Genomic DNA, 26,450 nt, shown 5'->3' with positions numbered 1-26,450 from the left:
GTATTTTGAGCTATGGCATACTGGCTGCTGAAAAGTGAACCCGATGTGTTTGGCTACCCTGACCTCGAACAGCGGGGCCGCGAGCCCTGGAACGGGGTGCGCAACTACCAGGCCCGCAACCACCTGCGCAGCATGCAGGAAGGGGATCTGGCTTTCTTTTACCACTCCAACAGCAACCCCACAGGCATTGCAGGCATCTGCAAAATTGCCCGCAGTGCCTACCCGGACAACCTGCAGTTCGATCCAGACAGCAAATACTTTGATCCCAAAAGCACAGAAGAAAACCCCAGATGGAGCATGGTGGATGTGGTGCCTGTGCGGTCTTTGCCCCTGCTGCCTCTGGACGCTTTGCGCACCCTTCCTGAACTGGAAAACATGATCCTGCTCAGAAAAGGCATGCGGCTTTCGGTGATGCCCGTGACCGAAGCAGAATGGAAGGCCATCCTTGAACACGCAGATTCGCTTCTTGCCCCTGCAAGATGACCACCTGCCGCTCTTGCACCAGTGCAGGCCATGGGATGTTGAAGCAGGATAGATCGTCTCCCATCCAGTGACGGGGACTCGGGGTTACACTGTTGAAGGTATGACACAGACCCTCAATGAACAGGAAGTTCTCTTCCCTTTGAATGACGGCATCGGTTCTGTTGCTCTGGTGCAGCATGTTGGAAATGACAAAAGCATCGTTGCAGCTGCAAGAGTCAGTTTTGGAGCAGACAATGCCCTGCCTTTCGACGAGAAGGATGCCAAACTGATCCGCTACCTGCTCAAACACCAGCACGGCAGCCCCTTTGAGCACAACAGCCTGACCTTCAAGGTGGTGGCTCCAATTTTTGTCATCCGCCAGTGGATGAGGCACAGAATCGCGTCCTACAACGAGATTTCGGGCCGTTATGTGGAGGTCAAGGACCAGTTCTACACCCCCGAGAAATTCCGCCAGCAGGCCAAAAGCAACCGTCAGGCCAGCATTGAAGCCACCGAAAGTTTAGATCAGGGAAAGGCCCATCAGGTGTGGGAAGCGGCCTGGAAGCATGCCTATCAGGCCTACCATGACCTGCTGGAGCTGGGTGTGACCCGTGAGCAGGCCAGAGGCGTTTTGCCCCTGACCATGTACAGCGAGTTTTATTTCACCTGCAATGTCCGTGCCCTGTTTCACTTCCTGGAACTGCGGGACCATCCGGGTGCCCAGTTCGAGATCCAAATGTACGCACGGGCCCTCAAAGAGCTGGCGGCACCCTTATTCCCTTCGGCATTTGAGGCCTGGGATGAATTGCAGGGTCAGCGTAGGCACTGAAATCGATGCTTATTGTGCTGGGCTCTTTGACGGAGAAGGCTGGTTTGAGATCGCCCGACTTAAAGCCAGCAAACCTAAGCACGGACGGTATGAATTTCGTTACCAGCCTCAAGCACGTCTCCAAATCCGGGAGGAAGTAGTTGTTGACTTTCTGGTAAACCACTACGGAGGCTCCAAATCTCTGTGCAAAGCCCGTAAAGAGGGGCACTCGGACACATATCGGTGGGTTATTACTGGTGTGAAACTGAGAGAGTTTGCTTGCCGCATCAATCCCTTTCTGCTTGCCAAGAAAAAACAAGCCCAGCTCATCGTGGAAATGCTGGATTTGAAGCATGAAAGCGGAAACAAACCCATTTCCCCCGAACAGTATGAGGTATACACCCAAATATTTTCTGATCTGCGCGAGTTGAACAGAAAGGGAGTTGGCAAATGATGAGACAGATGTACGCCCGTGCCCTGGCAGAACTGACCGAACCCCTGTTTCCCTCCAGCTTTGAAGCCTGGCGCTCTTTGCACGCCCACGAATAAAAGGTCCAGAAGCCGCCCTGAAACGTCAAGTATGAACCATTACCCCGCAACCCTGCGGGGTTTTTTAGAATGTTCTTATGCTTGAAACGCAGGGGAGTCAGGAAGCCCGTTCACCCAGTGGACTGAAACAGAGTTTTGGTGTGCTCAGGGACGCCGTGCAGGCTTTTTCCGTGGACAATGTACCGCGCATGGGGGCTGCGCTGGCCTACCACACCATCTTCACCATTGGCCCCCTTTTGATCCTTGCTGTGGGCATTGCGGGTCTCTTTCTGGAGGCCGAGAGCATCAAGCAGAATTTCATCAACCAGATCTCTGAGAATTTTGGATCCAATTTTGCAGAGAGTGTGCGCAGCGTGCTGGAGCTCACCAGCAAATCTGGAACCCCGGCCACCATTTCGGGGGTCCTGATTTTGCTCTGGACGGCTTCCAATTTTTTCATGCACCTGCAAGATGCCCTCAACACCATCTGGGACATCAAGCCCAAGCACCTGGACATCCTGCATCTGGTGGTGGGTCGCCTGATGTCGGCCATTCTGGCCATTGTGATGGGACTTCTGATGGTGGCCTTCCTGACAGGTACGGTTTATGTGAATGCTTTTGCAGAACAGCATTTTGGCATGATTCCTTATGCCACGGTGCTGCTGAAACTGGGCAGCACCGTGCTGAGCATCCTGGTTTTTACCCTGCTTTTTGGGGTTCTGTACCGTTTTTTGCCCAACATCCGCCTGTCCTGGCAGGATGTGAGTTTTGGGGCCGGGATCACGGCCATGCTGTTTGTGCTGGGACAGTACGGGATCAGCCTTTACATTGCCCGCTTTTCTCCAGCAGGCACGTTTGGAGCAGCTGGGACACTGGTGGTGTTCATGCTGTGGGTGTATTTCAGTGCCCAGCTGTTCTTTTTTGGGGCAGAGGTGACCTGGGCCTACAGCAACAAATTTGGCACCATTGCGGCCAAAACCGCTGCCCGGCAGGCCCGTGAAAAAGCCCTGGAGATTCTGGAACCTGTCCCTGTCAGCAAGACCCTGCCCCCCATGAGTCGGGCCACGTTCAGTGTTGCAGGTTTTCTGGGTGGGATCATGCTGATGTTGCTGGCCATTCCAGCCGTGCTGGTGTTTGGGGTGAAGCGCATGTTTCAGCGCAGATGACCCATACTGGGAAACATGATGCAGCCTGCTGAACAGGGCACCCACCGCATGGCCGAGGTGATGGCTGTGCTGTCCAGGGCCACCGATCTGGGCATGGGACAGCCTCTGGATTTTGCAATGTGCAGTTGCGTGCTGTCGGTGCGCCTGGGAGAGGCGCTGGGCCTGTCTGCTGCAGATTTGCAGGCGATTTATTATCAGGCCCTGATGCGGTACATCGGCTGCAATGTGGACACCCAGTTGCTGTCCGCCATTGTCGGTGACGAGATGGCCTTCAGAAGTGATTTTGCCCACATCGACACCATCGACACCCTGGCCTTGCTGCAGACCCTCACCCGGGCCGTGGGAAGAACCCACCCAGAGCGCTCAGGGCTGGCCCTGTGGTCCACCGTGGCAAGGGGCATGCTGCATTTGCCTGCGGTGCGGGCCAGTTTTGCCGGGCACTGTGAGGTGGCCCAGCGTCTGGCCACCCGGCTGGGGTTTGCTGCCCCCACCATTGAGGCGCTGGGGCAACTTTATGAGCGCTGGGACGGGCAGGGGGTTCCCAGAGGTCTGAAAGGGGAGGCCATTTCTGTGGCGGTGCAGGTGGTGACAATGGCCCAGGACATGCTGATTTTTCATCGGCTGGACGGGCCAGAAGCTGCTGTGCGGCAGGCAAAAGCCCGTTCTGGCAAAGCCTATGCTCCCAGGGTGGTGGAGGTGTTCTGTGCCCGGGCAGACCGCTTGCTGTCTTCGGTTGGCCCTGATCTGGCCTGGTCTGAAGTGCTGAACCTGGAGCCTGGACCCAGCATCACCCTCACCGAAAAGCAGTTCACAGAGGCCTGCACAGCACTGGCAGACTTCGTGGACATCAAATCCCCTTTCACCCTGGGGCATTCCAGTGGCATTGCTGCACTTGCTGTGAAGGCTGCACAGCACCTGAAATGGCCTGTGCAGGACCAGCACCTGATTCAGCGTGCTGCTCTGGTGCATGACCTGGGTCGCACCGGGGTTTCGGCAGGCATCTGGGACAAACCCGGTTCCCTGAACGAGCAGGAATGGGAACAGGTGAGGTTGCACCCCTACCACACCGAACGCATCCTCAGCCGTTCAGGGCTTTTTGCACCCCTTTCCCGCATTGCTGCGTCCCACCATGAGCGCTGTGATGGCTCTGGATACCACAAAGGGATGGACCTGCAGGACCTGCCTTCCCAGGTGCTTGCTGCTGCAGATGTGTACCACGCCCTCACCGAGAACCGGTCACACCGCAAAGCTTTTGTTGCAGGGCAGGCGGCTGAAATGCTGGAAAAGCTGGCAAAACAAGGGCAGCTGGAAAAAACCAGCGTTGCAGCCATCCTGAAAGCTGCAGGCCACCAGACCGCCCTGCAGGGCCGCACGCCCCTCAGTGACCGTGAGCTGGAAGTGCTGAAACTGCTGGCCCAGGGGCACACCACCAAAAAAGTGGCCCTGGAGCTGGGCATCTCTCCCAAGACTGCAGACCACCACATCCAGCACATCTACACCAAGATTGGGGTGTCCACCCGTGCCGGAGCCACCCTGTACGCCATGGAGCAGCGTTTGCTGTCCTGACCCTGCATGGGGAGAACTCCCGATGTTTGAAAAAGGGCATCCTCCTACACTGAAGGCACAAAATCACCTTCAGGAGGAACACCATGACTGTTGAAACTGTCACGCAGGAAGCCATTGCACACAACACCTCAGCCACCATCCCAGAGCAGAACAAAGTCATGGTGCAGCGCTGGGTGGAAGAGGGCTGGAACCAGGGCAACCTGGCTCTGGTTCAGGAAATGTACGCTTCCGAATATGCCCTGCATGACCCCACCGAACCCAACCTGCAAGGCATCCCTGCGTTTCAGGCTTTTGTGCAGGGTTTACGCAGCGCATTCCCGGATTTTCACATGGTCCTGCAGGACCTCACAGCAGAAGAGGATCGGGTGGTCTGGCGTTTCACGGTGACCGCCACCCACCTGGGCTTTCTGAAACAGGTTCCTCCCACCGGAAAAGCCGTACAAATCACTGGTCTTGTGCAGAGCCGTTTTGAAAATGGCCTCTGGAAAGAAGACCACAGCCAGTGGGATGTGCTGGGCATGCTGCAACAGATCGGGGTGATACCTCTGTTCTGAACTTCTGTCCTGAAGGCCTGCAGTGGAACTTTTTCACCTGCTGCTTCGTACAATGAAGCATGTTCACCCAGTTTCTGGCCAAGGTTGGCATTGGTGCCGCCCAGATTGACACCCAGCTCAGCAAAAACACTTTTTATCCCGGCGAAATTGCAGAAGGACGCATCGTGGTGCGCGGAGGCAGTGCCGCCCAGGAGATTGAATACATCAAACTGCAGGTGTGCAGCCAGTACAAAAGCGACGACAGCACGGTGATTGCCGTGCTGTCAGAAACCGTGGTCTCTGAACGTTTTGTGATTCAGCCTGGAGAGACCCGCACTTTCCCCCTGCAATTGCAAATTCCCTATACGGTGCCCCTGAGTTACTACAACACACCGGTGTGGCTTTACACGGCAGCGGCCATCTCTGCAGCCATTGATCCCAAAGACAATGACCGTCTCAACATTGCCCCCAGTCCTTTGCAGGCCGCCGTTCTGGAAGCCCTCACCACCCTGGGTTTCCACCTGAAAGCTTCCCAGTACGAGTTTGAAGACCACAAGCACCACAGGCCCTTGCAGGAACTGGAGTTCCAGCCTGCGCCCGAATTCAGGGGCAGGATGAAAGAACTGGAAGTGGTGTTTTTGCCTGCTGAACACCACCTGGATGTGCTGCTGGAAGTGGACCGCAAGGCCAGAGGCATCTCCCGACTGTTCACCAGTGAAGTGGAAAGCAAAGGGCTCTGGCGCGTCACCCCTGAGATGAAAGGCAACCTCGGACCGTTGCTGCACCAGAAAATTCAGAATTTGCTCTGATCTTTTCAGGCCTCCTCTTTCTGGAGGAGGTCTGTTTTTTGAGGCCCCAACATGACCCGCAGGGAATCGAGCATCGAATACAGCCACCGTCCAGCCATTGGCAATGAAGCCCTCAACGCCCTGTTTTTTGCAGCCTGGGAGGGACACCAGAAGGTGGATTTTGCGTCCATTTTGCAAAGAAGCCTGACTTATGTGTGCGCCCACAGGGCAGGTCAGCTGGTGGGTTTTGTGAATGTGGCCTGGGATGGGGGGGTGCATGCCTTCTTGCTGGACACCACCGTGCACCCTGAGTTCCAGCGTCAGGGCATCGGGCAGGAACTGGTGAGGCTTGCAGCACAGGTGGCCCGGGAGCAGGGCTGCCACTGGCTGCATGTGGACTTTGAGCCGCATCTGGAAGCGTTTTATCGGGGATGTGGGTTTCAGGACACATGGGCAGGCTTGCTGAACCTGCAGAAACCTGATGGGGGTGTCTAAATCACTTCACCTGCACATCACACAGCTTTGCTACCCTGAGAACACATGCAAGTGACGGCTTCGCTGAACATTATTTTCTAGGGCAACAGGTTGAAACCCTGTTGCCTTCACCTACCTGCAAAGGTAGGTTTCTTTTTGCTCCGGCACGCCCCGAAAGGACGCACCCATGACCGCAATGACCCTTGTTCACCTCAGAACCCTGCAACCCGCCGACCTGCCCGCCTACCACACCCTGATGCGGCATGCCCTGGAGGAACATTCCCGTGCCATTGGGATCAGCCCGGAAGAATGGGATCTGATCACCCTGGAAGCCCTGCAAAAGCATCTGGAAGACCTGTCAGGCACCATTCTGGTTGCAGAGAATGAAGAAGGACTGGTGGCCACTGTGCGCTGTCAGGTGCACCAGCAGGTGTCCAAGAAAGCCCACAAGGGGCATGTTTCCTGGATGTATGTGCTGCCCGAGTACCGCAGGGAAGGCCTGGCCACCCAGTTGCTGGACCACCTGACCGACTGGGCCAGAGCAGAGGGTCTGGAATGGCTGAACATCACCGTCACGGTGGGACAGACCGAAGCCCAGAAATTCTACCGGGCGTTTGGCTTTGAAATCTGGGGCTATGAAACCCATGGCCTCAAACTGGAAACCGAACTGGGCACCGAATATTTTGATCTGGAGCACCTGCAGTACAAACTTTCCAAAAAGCCACTGAAGTAAACCCTATTAAGCCAGATGGGGGAGAGCAGAGGTCTCTTTCCCCCTGCCAGATGAGGCTGTTGTGCGGTCATCACCTCCTTTAAAATGAACAGATGCGTGACCAGAGCTGGATTGACACTTTGTTCCCCAGAAATGCAGAACGGACCCTTCCCTGGCCGGACTTGCCCGATGCCGTGACCCTGTACCGCCCGGTTGGGCTCAGGGAACTGGAGCTCATTCAGGACACGGGATACCAGGCTTACCCGCCCAGGTTGCCCGACCAGCCCATTTTCTATCCGGTGCTCAATTTTGAATATGCAGAAGAAATTGCCCGGGACTGGAACACAAAAATGAACTCCCACTGTGGTTTTGTGACGGCGTTCGAGGTGCCCGGTGCCTTCATCACCCGCTACGAGATCCAGATTGTCGGGGACCGCTACCATCAGGAGCTGTGGATTCCCGCCGAGGAACTTGATGAGGTGAATGGCCAGATTCTGGGCCAGATTCGGGTGCTCAGCGCTTATTACGGCGAGGGGTTTGAGGGGAAGCTTGACCCTCAGACAGGGTATCCGGTGGGAATCACATTCTGAAAACCCCGATTTGAAATAAAGAAAGGCGCACCCAGAGTGCGCCTTTTTGTTTTGAGATGTCTTTAGAGGATGATCTGGTTGCCCAGAATCTTTCCGGTCAGCCAGAAATTCCCCTGCACGATGTTTCCGGGCTGCAAATCGCTGTACAGCAAATCCGGGTGGATGATCACATCGTATTCACCTCCCAGGGTTTTCACCACAGCATGGTGGAAGGTTTCCTGGGTGACTGGATTGGTGATGGTGAAGGCGTACTGTACGGTTCCTGTGAACATCCCATATGGCTGCTCTCTGTCCCCAAACAGACCGGAAGGAATGAAGGACTCGGTGGCAAAGGCAGGTCCTGATTCCCTGGCCTCCTGATAATGTTTCTCGTTGGTGTAGACCTTGAGGTCGTGGGCAAAGGCCGCCACCTGCACCCGGTGGATGCTGGGCAGCATCATGCGGGCATGCACCAGAAAATCCGGACAGTCAAACAGCAGGGGGTATTCTCCATCCTCGGGACCGGTTTGTGCCCCTGCCCAGGCGTAGTAGGCTCCATCCAGGTCCTGCGGATCACTGGTGACCTTGCGGGTCAGGCCCATGCTGAGGCGTGAACGGCCCGAAAAATGCGGGTTGAGCCCGATGAAAACATTGTTCTGATCCAGTTGACCCCAGAGTTCAATGCCGCTCCCCACATTCCAGAAAATGTATTTCCCCTGGGTGGTCTGGATCTGCTGGCCTTTCTGGTGGGTCATCTGGGCCAGTTTGATGAAATCCTCCTGGGAGAAGATGGGAAAACCAATGGCCTGAAAGTGGTTCGTCATATGAATCCAGAATAGGCAAGGAGCATCAAAACTGCGTCTGCCACATGAACGGGCATGAATTACGCTGAAGGGCTTATGTGAGGCCCACTTCAATGTTCAAACGCAGCAACCGTTGAACATTCAGGATTTTTAACATCTTTTACAGAGGGGGCTTCCGGTTCTGGAAGGGTCCTTCAATTGAATCCTGAAAGGTCAAGCCATGCAAAAACCAGGTGCTTTGCTGCTGGGGCTGACGGTGCTGCTCACCGCCTGCTCTCAATCTTTGCCGACCCTGAACGCCCCCCAATCCCAGGCGGTGTTCCAGGAGCAGGTTCCACTGCCCATTGAAACCCGTTCACTGCTTGTTTCTCCTGCAGGGGCCACCCTGCGCCCCATGGACCGTTATGTCACCCTGACCGTGGAGGTCTTTGATTCCAATGTGGAAGGCCGCAAGCAGCCTTTCTCGGAGGAACTGGAATGGATCAGCACCCCAAATCTGCAGGTCATCCCCTCAAAAGGTGGCTTGAGTGCCACCGTCAAAAGCCTGAATGGGAATGGCGGTTTTGTGTATGCGAGGGGAAAAACCTCCAGAAAACTGCTGTCCAATCCTGTGACCATCACGGTGGCGGAACCCACGGCAGGAACCGTGACCCTGAGGGACAGTCAGATTGTCTATCCCCTGCCCATCATTCCTGTGGGGGCCACAGCCCAGACCTATCCGCTCAAGCACCTTGATCCAAAGGCAGGCATGATTGGAACCTTCACACAGCAGGAGGTGGGAGATGCCTACCGGGTGCCCTCTGGCAGCCCCAAACCAGAAGGAGTGCTGGAAATCCCCATTGTGGTGTATGGAACACCACCAAAAGTGGGAGAGCGTGTGCTGGGTCTGGAAGGCAAAGCCGTGATGGGCACGGTGCTCTCGGTGCAAACCCGTGGGGATTACAGCCTGGTGCGCCTCAGGCGCGGCCTGGTCACCGAGTACCTGAAAAGCGTGCGCTTCAGTGTGAAGCCTGAAGACACCCGTGGGGATGAGTGGCAGACCGTGATGTTTGGAAATCAGGCATCTGCGAACCAGAACACCATCCAGAAAACGGGAGCCATGGACAATTGCACGCTCACCGTCAGTCAGGGATCCATTGAACCCACCTTCACTCCGATTTTCAGTTTCTCGCCAGATGTGGACCTGGTGATCGAAGACGACACCATCAAAGCCCTGGGCTTTTTTCTGGACGGCAACATCGGGGTGGATGCCAGCATCCTCGCCAAAGCCAAAGTGACAGCAAAAGTCTCCTGCACCCTGTTCGATGACAAGAAAGTCTTCCCAATTTTCGGACTGGTGTCGGTGTTGCTGGCCCCTGCCGCCAAATATGGGGCCAAAATCGACCTGAGTGTGAATGGAGAAGTGGGCACCCAGATCAAACTCAACCTGCGGGCGGAAGCTCCGTTTCATTTTGGTTCAGGTCTGGGCAGCGATCCCCGCTTCACCAACACCCTGGATCCCAAACTGACCGGCAGCATTGACCTGATGAACAACCCCACCCAGGTGAGTGTGGGCACCGAACTGTACGGTTATGGTTATGCCAGGGGGATCTTGCAGGTGGGCGGGGTGGTGGTGGGGGCCATTGAGAACTTCTTCCCCAGTCTGGCCAAGAAACTGGGCAGCATCACCGAAGTGCTGGAACTGGAAGTGATTGATGCCAAAATCGGTCCGGTGGGCAAACTCAACTGGGCCAACGATGCCTACGTCACCGAGCATGAAATGACCCCTTCGACTGCGGTGATCCAGGGTGAATTGCGGGCCAAAGTCCAGATGGATGAGGAGCTCAACACCTTCCTTTCCAAAATTGGATTGAAAAAAATCGGATCCTATGAATTCACCCCCCTGGTGATCCTGCCCCAGCCGCTTTATGCCGCTCCAGAAAAAGACACCCTGTCTGTTTTGCTCAATGGCAGCCCGGTGAATGCTTCCCCCCTGACGGTGAAGGTGGGAGACACATTGGTGCTGAAAGGCCAGGCCAAAATTCCAAAATTTTCCGATGTGCGCTGGTTCAATGTGTATGCAGGCACGGGCTCAGTCTGGCTCAATCCCAACAGCGTGCTGTACCCCAGCGAGCGCCTGACCGGTGTGACCGCCAGTGCAGGCACCCAGCAGGCAGCGTTCCTGACCTCCCAGACCATTTCCATCACCCAGGAGTTGTGTGACAGGATCAACAGCAACGCCAGAATCACCCTGCTCTCCGAAAACAAAATGTTTGATCAGGTGCCCACCTCGGGTTTTGCAGGCAGCGTTCAGGTGAATTGTGATGGCCAGCCACCTCAACCTCCCACGCCTCCGGCTCCGCCACCACCCGCTGGAACCGGAGGCGACCCTCACCTGAAAACCCAGGACGGGACCCTCTACGACCTGCAAAACGTTGGAGAATTTGTGCTGACCAGAGATCCTCTTGATGCTGCAGGGTTTGAAATTCAGGTGCGCACCCAGGCAGGACAGGCTCCCAGCGTGGTCTCCTACAATCAGGCGTTTGCTTTCCGGGTGAATGGAGACCGGGTGGGCATCTATCCTGACGGCATCAAGGTTAATGGTCTGCCTGTGCCGCAGGGAACAGAAGCCCTGCACCTGCCCCATGGAGGGTACCTCAGCATTGAGCAATTTGCAGGCTTCACCCCCAACCGGCTCAGTGTGCACTGGCCAGATGGGTCTTATGCCAGGCTCATCGGGGATGACTTGCGGGTGGTGCCGTCCGGCAGCCGTGCAGCCCGTCTGGTGGGCTTGCTGGGGAACCGCAACAACGACACTTCAGATGATTTCAAATTGCCCAACGGAACTGTGCTGGGACAGCCCAGTGCACAGGACATCCACCGGGTTTTTGGGCATGCCTGGCGCATTGGTCAGCAGGAATCCCTCTTTGATTACGCTGAGGGTCAGACCACTGCAGATTTCACCGATGTGAATTTTCCCCAGGAAATCGTGACCTTCGAGAACCTGAGTGCAGAACGCAAAGCCTATGCCCGTGGGATCTGTTTGCGTGCACCAGAACCCATTTTACCTGCAGAGGTGCTGAACAGCTGCATTTATGATGTGGCCCTCAATCCAGACAGTGCATCCCAGAGGATTTCTGATCCTTACAGGGAACCTTACCTGCAACAGAACTTCCTGGCCGTCTTTCCCAGAACCCTCGAACTGGAACCGGGACGCACCGTGCAACTGACCGCCCAGGCCCTCAGTGCAACAGGTCTGAGCTGGTCTGCCAGTGCCGGGACCATTGCTGGTACGGGCTTGCAGGTCACCTACACTGCCCCCACCACGCCCGGAACTTACACCCTCACTGCCACCCGCAATGGCTTTGCCGTGAACGTGCCTGTGCAGGTCAAAACCTGTGCCAGTTACTGGTGCTACCTGGGCACAGCTTCAGAAAGCCCCGATGGAAAAATGGTGCTGACCCCGGGAACCAGCAACCAGGAAGTGGGCGCTGTGTACAGCAGTGTGCCTCTGGACCTCTCCCGTCCCTTCACCCAGAAATTCAGGTTTGATGTGGGAGAAGACATGTACGCCTCTTGCGGTCTGGCTTACGCCTGGATGACCCAGCGCCCACAAACCCTGGGCACCACAGGATGCGGTCTGGGTGTGGATGGCCTTCCTGAGGGGGTTATGGCTTTTGAAGTGTTCACAGGTTCAGGTTCTCATGGAGACAGCCTGTACATCAAGGTCCTTGCTGACCCAAACATTTTTGGACCTTCCAGGCTGCTGAACTTCTTCCTGTCTGATGGTCAGGAGCACACCCTGGACATCAGCTGGAATCCCTCCACACGCACCATCAAAGGAATTGTTGATGCAGGCCTGCCCAGGATGCAGACGCTGGAATGGTCCGTGCCGCAGAGCATCAACCTGCCCGGCAAAGTTTATGCAGGGTTTTCCTCGGGCACTTCTCTGTCTGCCACCCGCCATGACGTGATCCCGCTTCCTTAAAGTTTCAAGATCAAAATTGTCCAGTTCCAGAGCGCAGGTGAAAGCCTGCGCTTTCTGGCTTTTTCAGTTCTGGACATTCTCTGACGCTTGTGGGTTAGAATATGGACTTGCTGAAACCCGTGATGCCGGGAAGCTTTTAGGAGGTCTTTTATGGCTAGAGTACTGATGATTGGTGCGGGTGGCGTGGGCACCGTGGTGGCCAAGAAATGCGCCCAGAACGACAGCGTGTTCACCGAGCTGATGATTGCCAGCCGGACAAAAGCGAAGTGCGACAAGATTGCAGATGAAATCAAGCAATACTTCCCTGACTCCAAAACCGTTGTGACCACGGCCAAAGTGGATGCAGACAACGTGCCAGAGCTGGTTGCGCTGATCAATGATTACAAACCCGAACTGGTGATCAACGTGGCTTTGCCCTACCAGGACCTCACCATCATGGATGCCTGCCTGGAAACCGGTGTGCACTACCTGGACACCGCCAACTACGAGCCCCGCGATGTGGCCAAGTTCGAGTACTCCTGGCAGTGGGCTTACCGGGAGCGCTTCGAGCAGGCCGGACTGATGGCCCTGCTGGGTTGTGGCTTTGACCCCGGTGCCACCAACGTTTTCACTGCTTACCATGCCAAGCATTACTTCGATGAAATCCACTACCTGGACATCGTGGACTGCAACAACGGCGACCACGGCAAGGCCTTTGCCACCAACTTCAACCCCGAAATCAACATCCGTGAAATCACCGCCAACGGTCGCTACTACGAAAACGGCCAGTGGGTGGAAACCCAGCCCCTGGAAATTGCCCAGGACATCTACTACCCCAAGGTGACCACCCGCAAATCCTACGTGCTGTACCACGAGGAACTCGAATCCCTGGTCATCAACTTCCCCACCATCAAACGTGCCCGCTTCTGGATGACCTTCGGGGAGCAGTACATCAAGCACCTGACCGTGCTGCAGAACATTGGCATGACCAGCATCGAGCCCATCAACTACCAGGGCATGCAGATTGCTCCCCTGGAGTTCCTGAAGGCTGTGCTGCCTGCCCCTGAGAGCCTCAGTGCCGGGTACACCGGGCAGACCTGTATTGGGGTACAGGCCAGAGGCATCAAAAATGGCAAGGAGGTGGTGCACTTTGTCTACAACGTCAAAGACCACGCCGAATGCCACCGCGAAGTGCAGGCCCAGGGGGTGTCTTACACCACTGGCGTTCCTGCCATGATCGGTGCCATGCTGATGATCAACAAAGTCTGGTTCAAAGCAGGCGTGTACAACGTCGAGGAGTTCGACCCCGATCCCTTCATTGCCGAAATGAACAAATGGGGTCTGCCGGTGGATGAACTTGCAGGCATCGAACTGGTGAAGTAAACCACTTTTGATCGTCTAGTTGAAGGCTGAATGCTTAAAGCATTCAGCCTTTATTCTGATGTCATATGACAGAAGCTCAACCCCAGCTGCAGATCAAAAATCCTGCCGAAATTCTTCGCTTATTGCGTGAAATCAGATGTGAAGAGCTTGATCTGTATTTGAATGGTTTGCAAGCTCAGTTTGAGCAGGGCAATCTTGCAGAAGATGATTTCAATAGTGTCTTTTCTGCATTTGATTCTCAGTTCAAGACGCTGGGACAGATGTTGTCCCGCTGGGTAGAGCGCATGCCTCACTCATACGCTGCACGGTTGGCGCAAGCCAGATGGCTTCTGGGGCAAGCTTGGCTGTATAGGGGTGGAGCAACGTTCAATCATGTTTCAGACCGGGGAAGAAGGGGCTTGCACCATTTCTTGCAGCTTGCCCGTCAGGCTGCAGAAGCCAGCCTTAACCTGACGGCCAGACCGTTGTTGTCTTATGTGCTGTTGGGACATGTGCAACATGTCCATGGAAACAGACTGTCTGTGCAGGACATTCAAAAACAGCAATTTCCTGAGTGGTACCAGCAAGGGATTGAGGTGCATCCTCGGAGCTTGCTGTTGCGTGTTACCTTGTTGAACACCCTGCGGCAGGAATGGGGCGGCTCCAGAGATCACATGTTTCATTTCATTGAAGCCCAGCAGGACAAGCTGCAACGAGAAGACCTCTACTTGTTGTGGGGAGAGTTTCATGCCAATCTTTCCCACCACCTGTTTCATTTCCAGAACAATGTTCCTGAAGCACTGAAGGCCATAGAAGAGGCCATTCCATACCACACAAGGTTTTATTACAGCAAGGTGTATTATTTGCACTTCGTGAATGAACCCCAGGCACTGGCCTTGTTGGAAGAGCGCATGGATCTGGACAGGGACACCATCAGGCGGCAGACCATTGGCAAGGCAGAGTATCTGGCAGATGAGGTGCTGGAAAAGAAAAATTCCCTGTCCAGAAAAATGTTTGAGTACCTGAGCTGGCGAGCAGAAGATGGCGACCTGGAAGCCCTGCCCATGCTGGGGCAGGCCCTAGTGAATGATCAAGCGATGGATCCACAACACCCACCTCACTTCTGGTTGGAATGGGCACTGAATGAGGGAGCTGTACAAGCAGGCAAGGTGTATGCCGAATACTTGCGAGACAAATCGGATGGGCTTAAAGAATCCTTCCAGGTGAGAATGCGCAAAGTGCTGGTCACAGCAGACCAGGGAAGTGATTATTGCGCCCATCTGGTTTATCGGTTTTTTGGATGGTACCGGAAAGTTTTCCAATTGCATCCACATCAGAGGTTTCATTACCTCTATCTGGCTGCAGATGCAGGACATGGAAAGGCCTGTTTGAAACTGGGCAACTTGCTGAAATCGGGTCGTCTGGCTTTTGATGATCAGGGCAGACTGGTGCCTCATCGTGGAAAAGCATCACCAGATGATCTGGAATATGCAGAATACCTGCTGCATCGTCCCAGACTCAACCTGCACCTGCCCTGGTATGGAAAAGCCATGTTGGGTTTTATGGAAAGCGTTTCTTCATTGTCCTGGTGGGGGTTTCATCAAGCAGCTCTGGAAGAAGAACAAGAAGAAAAGGAAAAAATCAAGCCAGCAAAATGGAAAAAGTGGCTTGAATACTGGTGGGTGTTGTTGGTGGCTTCTGTGGTTCTGCGGTTTCTGTCTCATTTTTTCTCTTGAGAAAGCACAAAAGCTGATGGTTCTCAACCCTGGACGGTGTATCCTCTTTAGGATGAGCAGCGAGATTTTCCCCGTCGAAAACATCCCTTTTGACCAGATGCCCAGCCCCTGTTTTGTGCTGGATGAATCCCGTCTGAAACACAACCTGGAAATCCTCAAGCGTGTGCAGGACGAATCTGGTGCCCACATCATCTGTGCTTTAAAAGGCTACAGCATGTGGAGCACTTTCCCGATGGTGCGGCAGTACCTGTATGGAGCCACCGCCAGTTCCCTCAACGAGGCCTTGCTGGCGAAACACGAGATGGGCAAGGAAGTGCACGTGTACGTCCCGGCCTACAGCGACGATGAATTTCCCGAAATTCTGGACCTTGCAGACCACATCACCTTCAACACCTTCACCCAGTGGGAGAGATTTAAAGGTCAGGTGGAGGCGTACAAAGAGCGCACCGGCAAGCACATTGGCTGTGCCATCCGTATCAACCCCGAGTACAGCGAAAACAAGGTGCCCCTTTACGATCCCTGCGTGCCTTTTTCCCGTCTGGGGGTAACCCGCAGCCATTTCCGCGAAGACTTGCTGGAAGGCATTGATGGGCTGCATTTTCACACCCTGAGCGCCAAGAACAGCGACACCCTGGAGCGCACCCTGAAAGCCGTTGAGGAGAAATTTGGGGATTTGTTGCCCAGCATGAAATGGGTGAATTTCGGTGGAGGCCACCACATCACCAACAAGAATTACGATGTGGAACGCCTGATCCGGGTGGTCAAGGCCTTCCGGGAGAAGTGGGATGTGGATGTGATCCTGGAACCCGGTGAAGCGGTGGGCTGGCAAACCGGGTGGCTGGTGTCCAGCGTGCTGGACGCTTTCGACAATGGCATGAACCTGGCCATGCTGGATGTCAGCGTTTCGGCCCACATGCCCGACTGCCTGGAGATGCCTTACCGCCCGGACATCCTGAATGCAGATGAACCTGGCGTCAAAGCCCACACTTACCGTCTGGGTGGGGGCACCTGTCTGGCTGGAGACATCATCGGGGATTATTCTTTTGACCAGCCACTGCAGGTGGGCTCCAGGGTGGTTTTTGAAGACATGATCCATTACACCATGGTGAAAACCACCTTCTTCAATGGGGTCAAGCACCCCAGCATCGGGATCTGGACGCTGGAGGGCGAGTTTAAGCTGGTCAAGCATTTCAGCTACGAGGAATTCAGGGCCAAATTGAGCTGAAGTTGGACGTTTCAAAGACCTTCACCTCAGGGTGGAGGTCTTTTTGTATGCTTGAATCCATGAAAATCCATGTTTTAATTGTTGCTGTATTGGGTGTTGCCACCCTGGCCCAGGCCCAGACCGGGCAAACCTCCCAGCAAACCACAGCCAGCAAAGTTGTTCTCAAGAAAATCAAAACCGAGAAGAGCAGCGCAGGAACCATCACATTTTATGAAGATGCCAGCAACACAGGGGTGATTCACGCCACAGATCCAGTGAATTATCCCTTTTATCCTCCGGTGATGGGATTGCATCATCCAACCTGGGCCAATTGCGGCATTTACCTGAAAACCATTGATGCCCGTATGGCCTTGCACAGCCTGGAGCACGGAGCCCTTTGGGTGACCTTCAAACCCACCACCGAGGCCAGAAAACTGGCTTTCCTGCAAACCCTGGTGAAAGGGAACCCTTACCGCCTGATGTCCCTGGAAGCCAGACAGACTGCCGATGTGGTGCTGACGGTGTGGGGGGTGCAACTGGTGGTCAGCACATGGGATGAGAAGGCCATCAAGGACTTTGCAGACCAATACACCAATGGTCCCACCACCCCTGAACCAGGTGCACCCTGTTCAGGTGGCGTCAAACCTTAAAGCAAAACACCAGACAAGAAACTGGGCTGCTGGCCCAGTTTCTTGTCTGGAAAGTTTCTGGTTTTCAGTACTGGATCTTGTTCTGGCTTTCCTGCCAGGCTTTGAAGGCTTTCAGGCCTTCTTCACGGGCTTCCTGAATCATGGGAAGCCTGCGGTCCTCTATGGGACGTGCGAACTCCTGATAGATGAATTCATCATCGAAGTCAATTTCTGCGGCATCTGCCTGGGTGCAGGCATAATAAATTTTGTCCAGTCTGGCCCAGTAAATCGCCCCCAGGCACATCGGGCAGGGTTCGCAACTGGTGTAGATTTCACATCCAGAGAGGTCAAAGGTGCCCAGGATTTTGGCGGCTTCCCGGATGGCAGTCACTTCAGCATGGGCGGTGGGGTCGGGGGTGGTGGTGACCAGGTTCATCCCACGGGCAATGACTTTTCCCTCCTTGACAATCACAGCCCCAAAGGGCCCACCTCTGCCGCTGCGCACATTGTGCAGTGCGATTTCTCCAGCTTCCTGCATGAATTCACTCATGGTTTCCTCCATGAAACACCCCGGGGCACAGGACCGCGCCCCCTGTTCGGGGTGCGCGTGGTTGGTCCTCTGGGCCCTCTGGTTATCCACGCAGAACAGTGAGCGCCTTTATTTTAACAGAAGGTTTGCTTGCAGAAGGGGCAGCTCAAAAGTCACACACATCATCATCCCATCAAAAACAGCCCATTAGACTGGGCCATGAAGTCAAAAGTGTATTACGGCTGGATTGTGGTGTTGGTGACGGCCCTGGTGGCCCTGTATGCTGCAGGAGCCAGATCTTCTCCCGGCGTGTTCTTGCTGCCCATGCAAGACGATACAGGCTGGAGCAAGGCCACCCTGTCTTTTGCCGTTTCCATCGGTCTGGTGATGCTGGGTCTGGGAGGTCCCATCAGTGGGTTCCTGATTGACCGTCATGGTCCCAGGCGCATCACCCTGATTGGACTCTTGCTGACCTCCCTCAGTTTTGGGGTCAGCAGCCTGACCCACACCGTCTGGCAACTGGATCTGTTCTGGGGGTTCTTCAGTGGTCTGGGCACTGGATTGATTGGCAGTGTGCTGGGGGCCACCGTAGCAGCCCGCTGGTTCGTGGCCAGGAGGGGGCTGGTCACAGGCATTTTTGGGGCCAGCATGAGTGCGGGCCAATTGATATTTGTGCCGCTGCTTTCTGTGCTGGTGGCCCAATTTGGCTGGAGGGAAAGCAGCCTGATCATTGGAGGTCTGGCCCTTTTGCTGTTGCTGCCCACACTGTTTTTCCTGAAAGACGAGCCGCAGGAGGTGGGCCTCCTGCCGTTTGGGGCCACTCCGGGTCAGGAACAGACCAGAAACCGCCCGGATCCCACCGTGATGGGAAAAGCCGTCCGAACGCTGGACTTCTGGCTGCTGTGCGCCACGTTTTGCGTGTGTGGTGCAACTTCAAACGGCATCATCGGCACGCATTTCATTGCCCACCAGCATGACCATGGCATTGCTGCAGGTGTGGCAGCAGGCTACCTGGCCCTGATGGGGGCCTTCAATTTCATCGGGACCATTGCTTCAGGCTGGCTCACAGACCGGTTTGATCCCAGAAAATTGTTGTGCACTTACTACATCTTCCGTGGGGCATCTCTGTTTTTGCTGCCCTATGTGGAATCCAGCTTTGGAATTGGGGTGTTTGCAGTGCTCTTTGGGCTGGATTACATTGCCACAGTCCCTCCCACCACTGCATTGGTGGCAGACCGTTTTGGACGGGCCAACGTGGGCACTGTGTATGGCTGGGTGTTCTGTGCCCACCAGATCGGTGCTGCGGTGGCGGCCTGGGCAGGAGGAAGTGTCAGGGATGCGCTGGGCAGTTATGCTCTGGCTTTCCTGTTTGCCGGAGGGATTGCCTTGCTGGGAGGCCTGCTCTCACTGGGCATCCGCCGGGTTCCACAGCCCCTCAAGGCTTAAACCCATGGCCTGAACGATCACGGAAAAATCGGCTTCGCTGATTTCAAAGTGTCCAAGCCTGAGCTGGAATCCCCAGTTGCCCCGCGTGAACTTTAGCTTTGGTTTGAGTTGTTGAATGGACACTGGAGTGACCTCCAGGTAACGCACATCTTTGCGGTAAGGCTGAAAATCCGGGTTCATTTCCACCTGATAGGCTTGATCTCCCTGAACCTGCCCCAGGGCTGTGAACTGTTGCAAGGTTTCTCCATCCGGGTAAGTGGTTTTTGGAGAGTAGTACACCAGAAAATCCCCTTGCTGCATCTTTTTGAGGGGGGCCTGTTTGCCATGGCACACCTGACAGAAACCGCCCTCCACACCTCTCAAAACATGTTGCTGGGAAACCACACCAATCCAGTATCGGGTCATGGAAATATTATAAGTGTACTTACTATATTAAAAACACAGCCAGATGACTTACCCCATGTGAAGTGGGGTCTGTGGTGCAGATCGAGACCACAAAAAAGCCTCCACAAAGGAGGCTGAAAAGTCACACCCAGATCCTCAAACAGGAACAGGGAAGGGGAGGGTGCCCTCGTAAATCGAGCGTCCCACGATGGCCCCCTCGATGCCCAGTTCTCGCAGCAGGGCCACATCGTGAACGTCACGCACACCGCCACCCACGATCAGTTCTTCCGTCCAGGCCTGACGAACCCGCACCATCAACTCCCGGTCCAGACCTTTCAGGGTGCCGTCTCTGGAAACATCGGTGAAGATCAGGGTTTGCAGTCCCCTCCGGCCCATGTCCTGACAGAGGGTTTCAATGGAAACATCGCTGCTGGTGCCCCATCCGGCCACAGCCACAAAGCCACCTTTGGCATCCAGGCTGACCACCACGCGCTCGGCTCCGAAAGCTGCAATCAACTGGCTGACCAGCTCAGGGTTTTTGATGGCAGCTGTGCCAATCACCACCCTTTTGACGCCACCTTCCAGCAGGGCCTGGGCGGTTTCAAAATTGCGAATGCCGCCCCCCACCTCCACGGGAACCCCGAGGGTGCGGGTGATCTCGAAGATGATGGCTTTGTTTTCGCCACGCCCGGTGGCTGCATCCAGATCCACCAGGTGAACCAGGGGGGCACCCAGTTTGACCCAGTGCTGCGCAGCTTCCAGAGGGCTGTTGAAATAAACCGTTTCCTGATCGGGGTCACCTTCGTAAAGGCGGACCGCCCGACCCGATTGAATGTCCACACAGGGAATAACCAGACTCACGCCATCAGTATAAAACCCCATGCTTTTGCAGGGTGGGTTTGTGTAGAGTACCTGCATGAGGCAAAATAAATAAGAACTTTATGAAACTTTTTGCGGGCCTCAGTCTGGTGCTCAGCACCCTCATCACCTGGGTGTTGATGCTCACCCATCAACCTGCTGCTTCCCTGAGCACCACCCCACTGTTTTCCTTTCGCACCCTGAAAAGCCCACTGTCTCCAGTGCAAATTCAGATGTTGGAGGCTTTGCGTGCAGAGGACATGCAGGTGGAGGCCCTGATGTTTACGGGCACACAGCAACACGTGCTTTTGAATGTTTCCAGCCTGGGGAAATTTTCCTGGCTGCAAGAAGAAACCCCTGCCCAGCGCAATGCACTGGCTGCCCAGCGCATTCGTCCCCTCATGCAACAGGTCTGGCAGGCTGCGCAGTGGCAACTGGCCCAGGACGGCATCAACATCAACCAGATCAAAACCCTGGGTTTGTGGTACGCCAGAGATTCTGGACGTGTGGAAATCAGCAATGCACTGTCTCAGTGGGGGTTGTGAATGAGAAAAAACACCGTGATTGCCCTTTGTGTGGTGATTGTGCTGCTGGCCCTGGGCATGCAACGCATGGGCGCTGACCTCGTTCAGGCAGTCCCAAAGCTCAGTGAACAGACCCTCACCACCACCCTTGCAGACCTGAAAACCCATTTTGCTGCTCGGGATGCCACCATCAGGACTCCAGGCAAGACCGTGGTGGTGATCCTGACCGAGCCAGCCGCTTTGCCTGCTGAGCCAGATCTGGCCTGGCTGAAAGCTTATTTTTTGCAGTGGGCAGATTTCCAGTCTTTTCAGAAGTATGAATTGCGTTATGAGAAAGCTGGAACCAAAGGGCAGTTCCTGGGCGATTTGAGGCCTTAAAGATGGGTGGGCTCTGTGCCTCAAAACTGAATTTAAACTGAAGATTTGCTGAACTATTACTGAATTATGTCTAGAAGAGGTAAGAACAGCAGAAGAGGGATTTCTTACAATTCAATTACCACGTCAGGCTCGGAGAAGTGTTTCATCACGCCGAGAGAAAGGCCAGAGCATGGAGTTTGAACCTTCCCTTAATGCCCTCTCCATGGAGTTGTTTGACCGGGTTGCAGAATCCCTGTGGCAGCTCTTCCTCACCGAACTGCCCACCCTGGACATGGGTGCACAGGACTACAACGAACTGTTGATCCTGAACCCCCATCTGGAAACCAAGATCAACCAGCTGATGGCTGACCTCAACTACACCCCCACTTACTTTCAGGGGTGCTGGGCGTGGGTGATTGCCAAAGGCCCCTGGCCCACCGCCAAAGGCTGGCCTGGTGGCATCGAAACCGCATCACAGGCCTGGGAGTTCTGGCACAGAACCCGTGGCTGGTCTTCAGACATGAACCACCTGGAAGAAGCCCGTGCCCTCAAGGCTGTGCTGGATCGCCGCAACGCCGCTTGAATTTAAACACCACAACAGGCTCTGGACTTTTCCGGAGCCTGTTTTTTTGATTTTCATCCGTGGTGCTGTCAGCAAACAAGGGAAAACCCCTTCTGAAAAGAAGGGGTCTGTGTGGTGCCGAAGAGGGGACTTGAACCCCTACGCCCGTGAAGGCGCTAGTCCCTGAAACTAGTGCGTCTACCAATTCCGCCACCTCGGCTCAGGTGAGAGATAGAATATGCGATTTTTCGCCAATCGTCAAATGCTGGTCTACAAGATGCCGCTGAAGCCTGTGTGACACCTCTGCTGTCAGCAAACAAGGGAAAACCCCTTCTGAAAAGAAGGGGTCTGTGTGGTGCCGAAGAGGGGACTTGAACCCCTACGCCCGTGAAGGCGCTAGTCCCTGAAACTAGTGCGTCTACCAATTCCGCCACCTCGGCTCAGGCGAGAGATAGAATATGCGATTTTTCGCCAATCGTCAAGGGGGCGGGGCCTCTGGCTGGACATGGGTGTTTTTTTGACGTGCAGAAAGTTGAAAAGCCTGCAGTAGAGCATGGTTTCCTGAGGTAGGCCATCTGGCTTATTCGGGCAACAAGAGCAGGTTCTGGAAAAAAAGTTTTGAACATCCTGCCTTCAGGTCCAGATTTCCGGTGCACCAGCGCATGAATCTTGAGCAACACACTGTGAAGTCTAATCCCCAGCCTGTAAACTGTGAATCATGTTTGAGTCGTTAGGGAAGAAACTCCAGGACATTCTGGACAATGTACGTCAGCAGGGCCGCCTGACCGAACCCCAGGTGAAAGCTGCCATGCGCGAAATTCGCATGGCTTTGCTGGAAGCAGATGTCAACTTCAATGTGGCCAAGGACTTTGTGGCCCGTGTCTCCGAAAAAGCAGTGGGTCAGGATGTGCTGACCAGCCTCAACGCTGGCCAGCAGGTGGTCAAGATCGTTCATGATGAACTGATCGAAACCCTTGGGGGCAGTGCCCAGCAACCCCAGTTGAAAACCGACAGCAACGTGTGGTTCATGGTGGGCCTGCAGGGCGCAGGGAAGACCACCTCCACAGGCAAGCTGGCAGCCTACTACAAAGGCAAGGGCCGCCGGGTGCTGCTGGTGGCTGCCGACACCCAGCGTCCTGCTGCCCGTGAACAGCTCAAGGTGCTGGGCAATCAGGTGGGTGTGCCGGTACTGGAAGTGCACGACAATGAATCTCCAGCCGTCACCCAGCAACGCCTGAAAGAGTACCTGCAAAAAGATTTTCGGGATCTGGTCATTGTGGACACCGCAGGCCGCTTGCAGATCGACGAGAACCTGATGGACCAGCTGGCAGACCTCAAAACCGCTCTGAACCCCACGGAGACCCTGCTGGTGGTGGATGCCATGACCGGTCAGGAAGCCCTCAATGTGGCCGAAACCTTCGACAAACGGGTGAGCCTGTCTGGTTTGATCATCACCAAGATGGACGGGGATGCCCGTGGCGGTGCAGCCCTCTCTGCCCGTTCTGTGACTGGAAAACCCATCTACTTTGCCGGGGTCAGTGAAAAAATCACGGGTCTGGAGCCCTTCTATCCGGACCGGGTGGCCAGCCGCATTCTGGGCATGGGGGATGTGCTCACCCTGATTGAGCGTGCCCAGCAGGCCGAACTCTCGGCCATGGACCCCAACAAGAAGCTCACCGAGTTTGACCTGGAAGACCTGCTCATGCAGATGAAAAACCTGCGCAAGATGGGACCGCTGGGAGACATCATGAAGCTGATTCCTGGCATGAGCAAAATGCTGCCAGAAGGTTTCAATGTGGATGAAAAGCAACTCAAGCAGATTGAGGCGATCATCCAGTCCATGACCCTCAGAGAGCGTCGGGATCCCAAAGTCATCAATGGACAGCGGCGCAAACGCATTGCTGCAGGATCCGGGCGCACAGTGCAGGAAGTCAACCGCCTGCTCAAAATGCACGACCAGATGAAGGACATGATGAAGGTCATGCAGCGCATGGGGATGGGCAAGGGCGGCAAAGGCATGAAAGGGATGCCCAAAATGCCTTTCGGCAAATAAGGCTGGCGTTGATGCAGAAGGCGGGGTTGCTCCCGCCTCTTTTTTGTGGATTTTTTTATGGATCGGATCTGGGGTCTGTTAAACTGAGGATGATGTCCAAAACAAAAACCATCATGGAACATCTGTCCCTGGACCCGATTCTGGGAACGGTCATTGAAAAAGTGGGACCCCCACCCGAAGTGCTGAAATCCAGACATGACCGTCCATTTACGGTGCTGGCCAGTTCTGTGATTGGCCAGCAGCTTTCTGGAAAAGCAGCAGATGCCATCGAGAAGCGTGTGGTGGCCCTGACAGGAGGGTTGCTTCCTGAACTGCTGGTTCCCCACACCGTGGAAGCCCTCAGGGCCTGTGGTCTCTCCAATGCCAAAGCCAGAACCCTGCATGCCCTCAGTACGGCTGTTCTGGATGGCCGGGTGAATTTTGATGCGCTGGAACCTCTTTCCAACGAAGAGATCATTGAGCAATTGCTGCCCATCTGGGGCATCGGGCGCTGGACGGTGGAAATGTTCCTGATGTTTGGTCTGGGCAGGGAAGACATTTACTCTCTGGGTGATGGAGCATTGAAACGGGCCTTCTCCAACCTGTATGGTGAATCCAGCCTGGATGAAGTCACTGGTCGCTGGAGCCCATACCGCAGTTATGCCAGCTGGTACCTGTGGAGAACCCTGTAAACCCAACCCACCCACAGGGATTGCAGAGGAGGATGGTATGAAATACGTGCTGTATCAGGAATTCCACAGCCCCTCCAACATTGCCCCTGACCTCAAAGAAATGCGCAGCACTTACATCCAGTACCCCGAGTGTGATTCTGGGTTTGTGCTCAGAAGTGTAGAGGCTCCAGACACCTTCATTCTGGAAACCCACTGGAATGCCCACCCGGTGGAAATCCCACCACATTTTGACTGTGAGAAATACCGTTTCTGGACCTTCGAGGTTTTTTGAGGAACGCACCAATGTGAGCAAGGCGAGCTTCTGGCTCGCCTTTTGTTTTGCAAGGTGTTTTGCCGCAGTCAGTCCAGACGCACGGTTTTGGAGCGGACCAGCACAGGCACATGGGCTTCCTGCTGATTCAACCACTGGCGGACCCTGGAGTCCAGCAGGCTGTAGAGTCCCGTACCTGCCACCAGCAAAGTGACGCCTCCAGCACTCCATCCCAGAGCCATCAGAACCAGCAACAGAAAAGCCAGCATCCATGCCCAGGTCTTCTTGCGTTTCAGGGCCTGTGCCGCGACCTCACACAGCAGGGCACTGGTCAGGAGCATCCCCATGCAGGAAAGTTGAATCGAGTTGTAAGTCAGCAGGCCCAGAACAGGATAAATTGCCACCAGACCCTGAATGATGCCATGACCGGTGACCAGCAGCATGGTTCCAGCAGCCAGATTGGCAATGGCAAAAAAATGAAGTGTCGAAATGGCCCAGCGCAATTTTTGAGGTTCAGCATTCATGAATTCAGCATACTGATTCGAAGCTGAAGATGGTGTGATCGGCACCATCAGGCCATTTTGCTTAAACCTTTTGCTGTGCCTGGATCAAACAGGTCTGGACAATGACAAAACCCGACCCCTGGGTCGGGTTCGAAATCTGATGGCTGACCTGGTCAAAACAGAGCCTGAAAAGGGCCTGACTGCTGAATGCTGAGGGCTTCTTAGAAATCCTCCATCACGTAAGGCCCAAAGAAATGGGTTTCGTAGCCGCCATGTTCCCGCAGGATTTCCCGCACCCTGGCCTTGGTCATGGGGGTGCCAGCGTGAATGTACATCACGTGCTTTCCCTGAACACAGGCCTGCTGGTAGCGTTTGATGATCTGGGTTTCATCGGCAACATAATCCTGAATGTTGCGCAGAAAGCGGGCGATCCAGCCGTGTTTGCGTCCATCCTGGTCGATCTGGCGCATGGCATTCTCGCCGGTGAAGATGGCGATGGCCTGCGGAGTGTATCCAGCCTCTATCAGTTTGCTTTTGACCTGTTCAACCTGTTCCTGGGTGTCCAGGATGGTGGTCATGTGGTAAGCAGGGTAGAGGATGAAAGGGGCACCGGGCTTGTTGAAGGGACTGGGAGTGAGTCTTCTGGGCTGACGCATGTTCCAAACCTCCATCGCGCACACCTCAAACCTGCACCAGCGGAGAAGCATGCTGCACAGGGACAAAGTGTTACACACAGAGTAGCAAGAATGAATCTGAGAAATTGTGTTTCTGCACGGGTCGGGGGTTTTTCTTATCCTGCATGACTTGCATCCCTGAAATTCAAGTGGTACAGTTGAAATTCGGGCGTCTTGACCCGTGCTAAGGTCAGACGTTAATTCTCAAACAGAAGCCAATGTGGGTTAGCACCGCAAAAGCCCACCGCTTGGAGGAATCATGGCTAAAGGTACGTTTGAACGCACCAAGCCCCACGTGAACGTGGGAACCATTGGTCACGTGGACCACGGAAAAACCACCCTCACCGCCGCGA

At 54.9% G+C, this 26,450-nt stretch carries 29 protein-coding genes and 2 tRNA genes; 23 read left to right on the top strand and 8 right to left on the bottom strand.

Annotated elements, in window-relative coordinates; all coding sequences use genetic code 11:
• Positions 1-12: 12 nt before the first annotated feature.
• The 10 genes from IEY52_RS17035 (at position 13) to IEY52_RS16990 (ending at position 7,627) form a co-directional block, all read left to right on the top strand.
• Entirely contained in the window at positions 13-483 is a 471-nt protein-coding gene (locus tag IEY52_RS17035; protein ID WP_189004578.1) for an EVE domain-containing protein, read from the top strand.
• Between the two features lie 100 nt (positions 484-583).
• Positions 584-1,291, top strand: a complete 708-nt coding sequence (gene thyX / locus IEY52_RS17030; RefSeq protein ID WP_189004569.1) for an FAD-dependent thymidylate synthase — start codon at positions 584-586, stop codon at positions 1,289-1,291.
• Positions 1,263-1,724, top strand: a complete 462-nt coding sequence (locus tag IEY52_RS17025) for a hypothetical protein (protein ID WP_189004567.1) — start codon at positions 1,263-1,265, stop codon at positions 1,722-1,724. The genes thyX and IEY52_RS17025 overlap by 29 nt, the downstream gene beginning before the upstream one ends.
• A 172-nt stretch (positions 1,725-1,896) precedes the next feature.
• Positions 1,897-2,964, top strand: a complete 1,068-nt coding sequence (locus tag IEY52_RS17020; RefSeq protein WP_189004565.1) for a YihY/virulence factor BrkB family protein — start codon at positions 1,897-1,899, stop codon at positions 2,962-2,964.
• 15 nt (positions 2,965-2,979) lie between these two features.
• On the top strand, positions 2,980-4,530 hold the full coding sequence (locus tag IEY52_RS17015) for an HD domain-containing phosphohydrolase (RefSeq protein WP_189004563.1): 1,551 nt from the start codon (positions 2,980-2,982) through the stop codon (positions 4,528-4,530).
• 83 nt (positions 4,531-4,613) lie between these two features.
• Complete coding sequence (locus IEY52_RS17010; protein ID WP_189004561.1) at positions 4,614-5,084, top strand: ester cyclase; 471 nt, start codon at positions 4,614-4,616, stop codon at positions 5,082-5,084.
• Positions 5,085-5,143: 59 nt separating this feature from the next.
• Positions 5,144-5,872 (top strand): sporulation protein, encoded by a 729-nt coding sequence (locus IEY52_RS17005; protein WP_189004559.1) that lies wholly within the window; start codon positions 5,144-5,146, stop codon positions 5,870-5,872.
• A gap of 51 nt (positions 5,873-5,923) precedes the next feature.
• Positions 5,924-6,346, top strand: a complete 423-nt coding sequence (locus IEY52_RS17000) for a GNAT family N-acetyltransferase (protein ID WP_189004557.1) — start codon at positions 5,924-5,926, stop codon at positions 6,344-6,346.
• Positions 6,347-6,512: 166 nt separating this feature from the next.
• The gene (locus tag IEY52_RS16995) at positions 6,513-7,058 is read left to right on the top strand and encodes a GNAT family N-acetyltransferase (RefSeq protein ID WP_189004555.1); all 546 of its coding nucleotides are present in this window, start codon (positions 6,513-6,515) and stop codon (positions 7,056-7,058) included.
• A gap of 92 nt (positions 7,059-7,150) precedes the next feature.
• Complete coding sequence (locus tag IEY52_RS16990; protein ID WP_189004553.1) at positions 7,151-7,627, top strand: hypothetical protein; 477 nt, start codon at positions 7,151-7,153, stop codon at positions 7,625-7,627.
• A 62-nt stretch (positions 7,628-7,689) separates the two neighbouring features.
• Here the strand turns inward: IEY52_RS16990 and IEY52_RS16985 are convergent, their stop codons facing one another.
• Entirely contained in the window at positions 7,690-8,430 is a 741-nt protein-coding gene (locus IEY52_RS16985; protein WP_189004551.1) for a hypothetical protein, read from the bottom strand.
• A gap of 199 nt (positions 8,431-8,629) precedes the next feature.
• Between IEY52_RS16985 and IEY52_RS16980 the strand changes: the two genes are divergently transcribed.
• The 5 genes from IEY52_RS16980 to IEY52_RS16960 all read left to right on the top strand — a co-directional run bounded on the left by IEY52_RS16980 (position 8,630) and on the right by IEY52_RS16960 (position 17,307).
• On the top strand, positions 8,630-12,376 hold the full coding sequence (locus IEY52_RS16980; protein ID WP_189004549.1) for a VWD domain-containing protein: 3,747 nt from the start codon (positions 8,630-8,632) through the stop codon (positions 12,374-12,376).
• A 150-nt stretch (positions 12,377-12,526) separates the two neighbouring features.
• Positions 12,527-13,738, top strand: coding sequence for a saccharopine dehydrogenase family protein (locus IEY52_RS16975; RefSeq protein WP_189004547.1), 1,212 nt, complete (start codon positions 12,527-12,529; stop codon positions 13,736-13,738).
• A 65-nt stretch (positions 13,739-13,803) separates the two neighbouring features.
• Positions 13,804-15,453, top strand: a complete 1,650-nt coding sequence (locus tag IEY52_RS16970; protein ID WP_189004545.1) for a DUF4034 domain-containing protein — start codon at positions 13,804-13,806, stop codon at positions 15,451-15,453.
• A gap of 52 nt (positions 15,454-15,505) precedes the next feature.
• Positions 15,506-16,678 (top strand): carboxynorspermidine decarboxylase, encoded by a 1,173-nt coding sequence (nspC, locus tag IEY52_RS16965; RefSeq protein WP_189004543.1) that lies wholly within the window; start codon positions 15,506-15,508, stop codon positions 16,676-16,678.
• Positions 16,679-16,737: 59 nt separating this feature from the next.
• On the top strand, positions 16,738-17,307 hold the full coding sequence (locus IEY52_RS16960) for a thioredoxin-like domain-containing protein (RefSeq protein ID WP_189004540.1): 570 nt from the start codon (positions 16,738-16,740) through the stop codon (positions 17,305-17,307).
• 64 nt (positions 17,308-17,371) lie between these two features.
• On the opposite strand, the gene IEY52_RS16955 is transcribed toward IEY52_RS16960, so the two are convergent.
• Positions 17,372-17,836, bottom strand: a complete 465-nt coding sequence (locus tag IEY52_RS16955) for a nucleoside deaminase (protein WP_308425020.1) — start codon at positions 17,834-17,836, stop codon at positions 17,372-17,374.
• A 198-nt stretch (positions 17,837-18,034) separates the two neighbouring features.
• On the opposite strand from IEY52_RS16955, the gene IEY52_RS16950 reads away from it, so the two are divergent.
• A complete protein-coding gene (locus IEY52_RS16950) occupies positions 18,035-19,261 on the top strand; it encodes an MFS transporter (RefSeq protein WP_189004538.1) in 1,227 nt (408 codons plus the stop codon).
• Here the strand turns inward: IEY52_RS16950 and IEY52_RS16945 are convergent.
• Positions 19,220-19,666: an EVE domain-containing protein gene (locus IEY52_RS16945; RefSeq protein WP_189004536.1), complete on the bottom strand. Its 447-nt coding sequence runs from the start codon at positions 19,664-19,666 to the stop codon at positions 19,220-19,222. The genes IEY52_RS16950 and IEY52_RS16945 overlap by 42 nt on opposite strands.
• A gap of 135 nt (positions 19,667-19,801) precedes the next feature.
• Positions 19,802-20,527, bottom strand: a complete 726-nt coding sequence (gene hisA / locus IEY52_RS16940; RefSeq protein ID WP_189004534.1) for a 1-(5-phosphoribosyl)-5-[(5-phosphoribosylamino)methylideneamino]imidazole-4-carboxamide isomerase — start codon at positions 20,525-20,527, stop codon at positions 19,802-19,804.
• 59 nt (positions 20,528-20,586) lie between these two features.
• Here hisA and IEY52_RS16935 point away from each other — a divergent pair, with 59 nt between their 5' ends.
• From IEY52_RS16935 to IEY52_RS16925, 3 genes are all read left to right on the top strand, one after another.
• Positions 20,587-21,048 carry a hypothetical protein gene (locus IEY52_RS16935; protein WP_189004532.1) on the top strand — a complete coding sequence of 154 codons (462 nt, stop codon included), beginning with the start codon at positions 20,587-20,589 and terminating at the stop codon, positions 21,046-21,048.
• On the top strand, positions 21,049-21,405 hold the full coding sequence (locus tag IEY52_RS16930; protein WP_189004530.1) for a hypothetical protein: 357 nt from the start codon (positions 21,049-21,051) through the stop codon (positions 21,403-21,405).
• A gap of 169 nt (positions 21,406-21,574) precedes the next feature.
• Positions 21,575-21,967: a hypothetical protein gene (locus IEY52_RS16925; protein WP_189004525.1), complete on the top strand. Its 393-nt coding sequence runs from the start codon at positions 21,575-21,577 to the stop codon at positions 21,965-21,967.
• A 112-nt stretch (positions 21,968-22,079) separates the two neighbouring features.
• Here the strand turns inward: IEY52_RS16925 and IEY52_RS16920 are convergent.
• Together IEY52_RS16920 and IEY52_RS16915 are read right to left on the bottom strand one after the other, a co-directional pair.
• Positions 22,080-22,166: transfer RNA gene (locus IEY52_RS16920), tRNA-Leu, on the bottom strand.
• A 133-nt stretch (positions 22,167-22,299) separates the two neighbouring features.
• Positions 22,300-22,386, bottom strand: a tRNA-Leu gene (locus IEY52_RS16915).
• Between the two features lie 278 nt (positions 22,387-22,664).
• Between IEY52_RS16915 and ffh the strand changes: the two genes are divergently transcribed.
• From ffh to IEY52_RS16900, 3 genes are all read left to right on the top strand, one after another.
• The gene (gene ffh / locus IEY52_RS16910) at positions 22,665-23,999 is read left to right on the top strand and encodes a signal recognition particle protein (RefSeq protein ID WP_189004523.1); all 1,335 of its coding nucleotides are present in this window, start codon (positions 22,665-22,667) and stop codon (positions 23,997-23,999) included.
• 92 nt (positions 24,000-24,091) lie between these two features.
• Complete coding sequence (locus IEY52_RS16905) at positions 24,092-24,670, top strand: DNA-3-methyladenine glycosylase family protein (protein WP_189004521.1); 579 nt, start codon at positions 24,092-24,094, stop codon at positions 24,668-24,670.
• Between the two features lie 37 nt (positions 24,671-24,707).
• On the top strand, positions 24,708-24,941 hold the full coding sequence (locus IEY52_RS16900; RefSeq protein WP_189004519.1) for a hypothetical protein: 234 nt from the start codon (positions 24,708-24,710) through the stop codon (positions 24,939-24,941).
• Positions 24,942-25,009: 68 nt separating this feature from the next.
• Here the strand turns inward: IEY52_RS16900 and IEY52_RS16895 are convergent, their stop codons facing one another.
• Together IEY52_RS16895 and IEY52_RS16890 are read right to left on the bottom strand one after the other, a co-directional pair.
• Positions 25,010-25,444 (bottom strand): hypothetical protein, encoded by a 435-nt coding sequence (locus IEY52_RS16895; RefSeq protein WP_189004517.1) that lies wholly within the window; start codon positions 25,442-25,444, stop codon positions 25,010-25,012.
• Positions 25,445-25,644: 200 nt separating this feature from the next.
• Positions 25,645-26,079, bottom strand: coding sequence for a hypothetical protein (locus IEY52_RS16890; RefSeq protein WP_189004515.1), 435 nt, complete (start codon positions 26,077-26,079; stop codon positions 25,645-25,647).
• Between the two features lie 277 nt (positions 26,080-26,356).
• On the opposite strand from IEY52_RS16890, the gene IEY52_RS16885 reads away from it, so the two are divergent.
• A partial coding sequence (locus IEY52_RS16885) for a GTP-binding protein (RefSeq protein ID WP_221274409.1) occupies positions 26,357-26,450 on the top strand: 94 nt, incomplete at its 3' end.

Origin of the sequence: Deinococcus roseus, from assembly GCF_014646895.1 — a bacterium.
Taxonomy (GTDB): domain Bacteria; phylum Deinococcota; class Deinococci; order Deinococcales; family Deinococcaceae; genus Deinococcus_C; species Deinococcus_C roseus.
The sequence above is the reverse complement of the archived record's forward strand: the minus strand, read 5'-3'. Positions and strand labels throughout refer to the sequence as shown.